At 39.2% G+C, this 7,817-nt stretch carries 6 protein-coding genes; 2 read left to right on the forward strand and 4 right to left on the reverse strand.

The annotated features are described in order from the left end of the window. The 4 genes from WBM98_RS00740 to WBM98_RS00755 all read right to left on the reverse strand — a co-directional run. Positions 1-1,100: hypothetical protein (locus WBM98_RS00740; protein ID WP_424364095.1), on the reverse strand; the 1,100-nt coding region annotated here is incomplete at its 3' end. A 138-nt stretch (positions 1,101-1,238) separates the two neighbouring features. After that, positions 1,239-1,928 carry a hypothetical protein gene (locus WBM98_RS00745; RefSeq protein WP_424364096.1) on the reverse strand — a complete coding sequence of 230 codons (690 nt, stop codon included), beginning with the start codon at positions 1,926-1,928 and terminating at the stop codon, positions 1,239-1,241. Positions 1,929-2,127: 199 nt separating this feature from the next. Further along, positions 2,128-4,590 carry a ribonuclease HII gene (locus tag WBM98_RS00750; protein WP_424364097.1) on the reverse strand — a complete coding sequence of 821 codons (2,463 nt, stop codon included), beginning with the start codon at positions 4,588-4,590 and terminating at the stop codon, positions 2,128-2,130. Positions 4,591-4,619: 29 nt separating this feature from the next. After that, positions 4,620-5,216, reverse strand: coding sequence for a ribonuclease HII (locus WBM98_RS00755; protein WP_424364098.1), 597 nt, complete (start codon positions 5,214-5,216; stop codon positions 4,620-4,622). A gap of 151 nt (positions 5,217-5,367) precedes the next feature. Between WBM98_RS00755 and WBM98_RS00760 the strand changes: the two genes are divergently transcribed. Further along, a complete protein-coding gene (locus WBM98_RS00760) occupies positions 5,368-7,362 on the forward strand; it encodes a putative porin (protein WP_424364099.1) in 1,995 nt (664 codons plus the stop codon). Positions 7,363-7,635: 273 nt separating this feature from the next. Further along, positions 7,636-7,817: hypothetical protein (locus WBM98_RS00765; RefSeq protein WP_424364100.1), on the forward strand; the 182-nt coding region annotated here is incomplete at its 3' end.

Genomic DNA, 7,817 nt, shown 5'->3' on the forward strand with positions numbered 1-7,817 from the left:
GTCAATGGCGTGCGGAACTCATGTGTGATGTTGGTGAAGAAATTCGATTTTAAGGCATCCAACTCCCTCAGTTTATTATTTCTTTTGGTGCGATTTCTAAAGAGCGTAAATATAAATAGCCCGGCCAAAGAGGTCAATCCCAACCCCCCGATCAGTATATTGCGCTGGCTTTTCTTTTGCTGTTCTATTAATGCTTTTTGTGAAGAGAGTAAGGCGATTTCCTGTTCCTTTTTCTCGGTTTGGTACGTGGCTTCAAGGGTTTTGGAAGTACTCCTATTGAATTTTTCCAATAAATCTATTTTCAAATCATAAGCTGCTTCATAATAACTACTTGCCTCTTTGTAATTGCCTAATTGCTTATGACAAAAAGCGAGGTCTCGAATGGTACGATGAAAAAGTTCAATACTGTCCCTTTTTACTTTTTGAAACAAGGATTTTGCAGTTTCTAACTGATCAATGGCTTTGCCATATTCATTCTTCTTTCTCCCTAAAAAATTACCATAATAATATATGGCCTTGGCCTTTTCCAGGGTATGGTCTTCGGCAGATAGGTAAGCGATCATATCTAGATATGTTTTTTCTGCCTTGTTAAGGCTATCGAGGCCTGAATAATAAGCTGTCTTCATTAACAGGGTTCGAGCCACTTTAGCATAATTGTCCTGCTTTTTAAAATAGGGTAGGGCCAGATCTATATATTTTTTGGCATCACTGAATTCCCTTATCATTTGATTAATATCGGCAAGTTGTATGTAGGTCAAATGTTCACTTTCAACATCATTAATTTCATTGGCTACATCCAAGGCCTCATACAATAAACTATGGGCCATATTCGTAGTTTCGTGGGTAAAGGACAATTTAGAAATTTCCGCCCTTCGTAACATCGCGGTAATAGTGACAGAATTTTTAATCTCAAAATTTTTAGAAATTGAATCAATTTTAAGAAAAAATGGAATGGCTCGATTGAATTCTTGTTTTTCAAAGTAATCCTCTCCCTCTTTGAAATAAGATTGAATGAGTCTATCTTTTTCTATGGATTGAATATCTTGTCCATGTAAACATGAATGGAATAGTACCAGGAATAATGGTAAAAGGTACTTCATAGATGACAATGGTTAGTGTAATAAATATAGTAATTATTTCATTGTCAGTACCTTGTGCTTATTTGCCAAAAAAGTCCAACAGCGTGATAACAAAAAACCGAGGTTTAAGCCTCGGTTTTTATAATTTCCTTAGCTTGTTTACTTGCTAAATGCTGTAAGAACAGTCGTGCCTATAGATTTGCCGGCCTTATTATAGCTTTCTTGTTTGATCATACCAACCCCCTCGGCATACCAAACCCGCGAAGGCATCGATTGTTTTACCATCATGGCTTTCATCATATTGTCGCTGTAGATTACATAGCAATTGAAAGTGCCTGCCGGTGTGGTAACACTTTCTTGCTTTTCAACTTTTCGGTTCACCATATCTACCGTCGTGTTCATGTTAATACCCCCCATACTTATTTTAACGGTAACATTGGCATCCGATAGTTGCTGACCAACACTAAGGTCATTGGGCAATTCAATATCGGTGCCCGAGATATCCATTTCCATGCCTTCATATTGTTCGAACATACTACTTGGCACAAGGGACTCATAGTCAATGGTGACCATATTTCCAGAGCACTTAAAACTGTAATCTGTTTTGTAGATTTCCTTTCCTTTCTCATCTTTTAACTCTATGGCCATGGTGGCATTGGTAACATCACCTGAGGTTTCCACATGGGTGACCTTGTAGGTGGCGACACCCTCAGGTTTATCTTTTTTATTGTAGTTGGTATACTGCAAAGTTGCACCCTCTATCATAGGATAATACTTGCTACACTCTTGGGCGGTGGCGATTGTTGTCATTACTAAAACAAGGCCTACTAGGAATATTGTTTTTTTCATAATCATGTTCTACAGATTGTCTTTTAAAGGTACATATAAAAATAAGTTGATTACAAGGATTTCGCTTTCAATATTGATGAAAATCTATTTCCTGGTCCACCCAATTTAACAATGAATTTACTCTAAAAATCTGTATTGATATGGTTGGAAGCCAGAATTGTATAAACGGTAGGGATAACTGTATAGCCGGTAAAATAACCTAATTCATTTGATACACGATGATCGAATTTTTCTGGTCTTGGGTAACCACCTCAAGCTTTCTGTTATTCTCCATGTCGGTAAGATCCATGGGTGAAGTACCGAACACGGGAAAATCGGATATGGGAACGGCCTGACTGTCGAACAAATAAACTTTTTGATTTTGGATATCGGTGACGCCCACATATATCTTATCATAGATATAGAATATTTTGGGTTTGGAATATACCCCAAAATCAAGTGTCACCCTATTTCCCTTTATGCTCAATACATTATCGTTCATATATACAAAGGTATTGCTGGTGGCGTCGATCCCGTGATCTTCATTCAATCGCAACGGCGTGGTACCTGATTTTCCGTTTGTTGCAATTTGGTAAAACACCCCTTTTTTATCGGTCAATATGAACTTGTTTTTGTAGAGGAACACCTCATTTGATGAAAAATCGATATTCCCCTTCACTTTCGTACGTATATTGCCCACTCGATTTAGGATCTTCAACGCGCCGTTTTCAAGCATAAAGACCAAATAATCCTTCCCTGAGGTTGCCAAATGCTTCGGGGCCCTCAAAATCGGACTCTCGGCTTGGGTATACTTAAAACCTTTGACTATTGCCCCTTTGTTATTGTACATGTAGACCTTAGTGCCTTGTGTAACGACAAAGCGATAGTCTTTTCTTTTTTCATAGTCAAAAACAGCCAATCCGTTGAGATTTCCCCCTTCGAATTTTTTTGTAAAGGGGGCAACTTCTTTTCCGTTTCGGTCCAAGATCAAGAATTGATTGTTGGTCGTAAAAGCAAGTTGCAACCGGCGGTTTTTATAAAGATCCACTTGGTGGATTTTCCCTTGTATCTGTCCTTGCAATTGCTTTTTCCATAACAGTTTTCCATTCGTTGAAATCAGGTAGAGGTTGTTTTCCTGGTCCTGAACCACAATTTCTTTTTTATGGGTGATATGATTTTCGACGAATTGTGGAGGGGTCCCCAAATCGGCATCCAAAGACACCGTATACAAGGGTGATACCTTATTTATACTTGATTTTCTACCTGTTTGTTGAACGACCATATTCGTGTGAAAGAAACCGTGGTCGGCCACGACTTGTGCCGCAAAGGTATTCTGCTCGAAGTCGGCCTTCTTGAAATCGGCACTAATTCCTGGGGCAAAATCCTCATCTATGATGTTTTCAATACCCTTTGAATCTGAAATGAAAAGCATGGAGGATTCCTCCGCAAATGCATCCATGGCCGAGGCATATACATCTGTTTCCTTAAAAGAAGATCCGCCCTTATAGCTGTTGATGACCGATTGTATGGCCTCATTTTTTTCAGCAAAAACAAAGGCATTTTCTATAATCGTGCAGTAGTTCGCCTTATAATCAGAAAGTAAGGGATTCAAATATGGATTTAAAAAATCGGGCTTGCCTAATGTCAGAATTTGAGTGCCTTGATATTCCGTTTCCGATGTTTTGATGCTTGTAAGGTATGCTGAAAGCAATTCAGAGCCAAAGGTGTTCAACAGTACGGTTTTATTACCATTCTGATAGATAATTCCAATCTCCTCAAGGGTGTTCAATAAAGAGTCTTTAGGCAAACTTTGTTTTAAATACCGCTGTTGGTTCAAAGCGAAGGTGCTGTAATCATCAAAGGTAAAGGACAAAATGGCATCGGCCGTCCGAGGGGCGAATGTCGGTGTGGTATTCGCCAAAGGATTGGTATTCTTGAACAGGCTTAAATAGTTTTGAATGGAATCATTCGCCATTGATATCCCGTTCAAATGCAGATGGTTTTGCGTGGCATCGATATCCACAAGGATCCAATCGGAAAAATTCGATACTTTCAAAGCGGAATGCGCTTTCAAAATAGATGATGTTAAAGATTCGCTTTTCTCAAGATGGATCATCAGGGAGGCATTTTTCGTCGAACTTGCAATTGCGTATAGTTTCCTTAGTTCGCTGGAAGGCAATGTGGGTTCAAAATCCATGATGAGATTTTCCATGAGTACTTTAGAAGAAGTCAGTATCAATTTACCCGCAAAGTTTAGGCTATAGATAACCTTCCCATCCAAATCATAGGTATTGATGTTTTGACCTTCAAATGAAATCGTTTCTCTTGCGATGTTTTGAACGCTATCCAAGGTAAACATGCTGGTTGAATCGATTGTTACAAAGGTAAATTCATAAGAATCCGCATCAACCTCAGAGAAGGCCAACAACGATTCTGTTTCCGAAGTGACCTTATCGAGAAGTTCCAGTTCATCCAAAATCGACTTGTATACCCCTGACGATTCCATTTTAGTAAGGAAATCATTGTTTTTGAGGTCACTCTTAAACCCATTTAAATGGTTTATTTTAAAGATGATACCAGCATTTTGGGGGATGAAATCGAGTAGGGAGGAAGCCTTTTTTTGCTGTTGGGTGCAACCAACAACCAATACAATGAAAAGGCCAAGAACAAATCTGGAATTCATTACTGATGATTTACCACAAAGTTAGTTTATTAAAGTTTTAGTGTCAACTGTTCTGGCAATTGTCTAAAGCTTTTTCTATGGTATTTGGTTATGCCGTATTTGCGAATGGCCTCCCGATGTTCCTGGGTAGGGTATCCTTTGTTTTTTTTCCAATTGTACATGGGAAATTCCTCATGTAATCGTACCATATAAGCGTCGCGATGTGTTTTTGCCAAAACCGAAGCGGCCGCAATACTCATATACTTGCCGTCACCCTTCACAATACATTCATAGGGGACCATCTTGTACGGTTTAAACCGGTTGCCATCGACGATTATGAATTTTAAGTTTCCGATAAGTTGGTCTATGGCCTTGTGCATGGCCAATATAGAGGCATTGAGGATATTTATTTTGTCGATTTCCTCTGGGTAGATGTGTGCCACACCATAACACAGGGCACTTTCCTCGATAATCGGTTTCAAGAGCTCCCTTTTGGTTTCAGAAAGTTGTTTCGAGTCGTTTAGCAAGGAGTTCATAAAATGTTCGGGCAAGATAAGCGCCGCCGCGGTAACAGGCCCGGCAAGACAACCACGCCCAGCTTCATCGGTGCCCACTTCATCGAATGAATGGTGAAATCTTTTAAGCATCCTTGTTTGATATGATGGTTGACAAAGTTAATTTTTTCGATACAAATCAAGGGTCCATAAAAAGCAAAGTGAGGGTTTATTGCATTATGTTGTAAAAACTTTCACATATTATTCTAAACAAAAAAATTAACTTTGCTTCGTAAGCTGTTTTATGAAATACGTATTCCTACTGCTATTTGTATGTACTTGCCCATTGCTTAATGCACAGGTAGATTCTCTTCCGTCAGGTAAAAAAGTCGATTCCACCAGATTTAAAATGATGGCCAAAAGGAAATTGCCACCTGCGAACGATGCGGCCCAGGAGATTACCATTAAGGATTATAAGATCATTTCCTATGCGAGGGATACTACCTATCTCGATACCACCCTTACCATACAAAAAGAATACAAGTACAATTATTTGCGAAAGGATGATTTTGAATTAATGCCTTTTGCCAATGTAGGCCAACCCTACAATAAATTGGGGGTTGATTTTGAGAGAAGGCAAATGTTTCCCAGATTGGGGGCAAGGGCCAAACATGACAACTATTTCGAGGTTGAGGATATTGACTATTATAATGTAGCCACCCCAATGTCCGATCTGTTCTTTAAAACTACCTTCGAACAGGGGCAGTTATTGGATGCCCTGGTTACATTGAATACTTCAAAACGTTTTAATGTTTCCTTGGCATTCAAAGGGTTTCGATCGCTGGGAAAATATCAATTGAATCAGACAGAGTCGGGCAATTTTAGGACAACCACCAATTACGTGACCAAAAACGGACGTTATAGCCTACGGGCGCACATTGCTGCCCAGGACATAGCGGCAGAGGAAAATGGGGGATTGATAAATAAGGAAGATCAATTTGAAAACGGCAATGAGGATTTTTTAGATCGCTCGCGTATAGATACAAGATTTACCTCGTCAGATATTGGTGAAAATAAGATTTTGGGCAAGCGGTATTTTTTAGAGCATCAATATAAATTACTTAGAACACAGAAAGATTCCAGTAAGGTAGAAAAGACCTCTTTGGCCATAGGGCACACCTTTAATTATGAAACCAAGTATTATCAATTTAAGCAAAGCAGTTCAAACGAATATTTTGGAGCTGTTTTTGATACGCCCATTAATGACAAGGCCTATCTTAAAACGATGTACAATGAGTTCCATGCCGAATTTTATAATTCCACTTTGGGCAGGTTACAGGGCAATATAGGCCTTTATCATTATAACTATTATTTCAATAGTTTGTTGGTCACTGCCGATGGGCAACGGATTCAAAGCCAATTAAAGGGCGATGAGATAAACCTCGGTGCCAAGTATTCGAAACAAATTGGCGGATTTTTGGTGAAGGGCGATGCGAAGTACAATCTTACAGGTGATCTTACCAGTAGTATTTTGGATGCCTCGGCCAGCTATAGGTTCAATGAAAATAACAAAATAGAGTTTTCAGTACACGCATCGGCGCGTATGCCAGACTTTAATTTCTTATTGTACCAAAGTGACTATCAGAATTATAACTGGCAGAATACCTCGAATTTTGAAAACCAAAAAGTAAATAGCCTGCAATTTCAGCTTTTCTCAAAAAAATGGGGTAACGTATCGGCAAAGTTCACCAACATGGATAATTACACGTATTTTGGTACGGATCCAACACAGGAATTGGTCGAAAATCAAGAACAAGCCTTCATTGCTCCTTTTCAGGAGGCCAATAGTGTAAGTTATATCAAGGTGAAGTATAACAAAGAATTCAGATTGGGTGCTTTCGCATTGAACAATACGGTTATGTATCAAAATGTTTCGCAAAGCAATGATGTACTCAACGTACCTCAATTGGTGACTAGGAATACGCTGTATTTTTCCTCGGATGTCTTTAAAAAGGCGATGTATCTGCAGACCGGGATTACCTTCAAGTATTTCAGCGCTTATTCGATGGATGGGTATAACCCACTCCTTGGGGAGTTCTTTGTACAGGATACTGAAAAATTGGGTGGCTTTCCGATGCTCGACTTTTTTATAAATGCCAAAGTGCAACAAACACGTATCTATCTAAAAGCCGAACATTTCAATTCCTCCTTTTCGGGCTACGATTTTTATGCGGCCCCAAACTATCCCTATCGTGACTTTGTAATTCGATTTGGACTGGTCTGGAATTTCTTTTCCTAAATAGCTGCAGTATCGCTCTTTTCCAAAAGGTAGTATTCGTAAATGGTGAAATCATATACATAGAAAGAATATAGCTGATAGTTACCGATTGTTTTTTAAGGGCCTGCCAACACGGTGGCACATGATCTGCCTGCAGGCACAGGTTGGCTATCACCACTCGATTTTTATAAGTACGGTATCGTAGTTGGGTCGCTTATAAAAGAGCTCAAACAAATGGTTCCATCCCTGATTCAATTTTTTTTTACCACTGGGGTTCTTGCTATTCAAGGTATTATGATGAATTTAACGAAAGGTTTCAAAAAAAATTCATTTAGGTATTGTGTAAAGAAAAAAACCATCTTATATTTGCACCCGCTTTGGGACACAGGGTCTGCCTTTAAGGAGGCCGGAAGAAGTGTTCTGGAGGGTTTTCCCCGGGTAGTCTGGGGAATGAAGAAGTTCATTGGAATATTGTA

The organism is Maribacter sp. (assembly GCF_049667165.1).
GTDB lineage: Bacteria > Bacteroidota > Bacteroidia > Flavobacteriales > Flavobacteriaceae > Maribacter_A.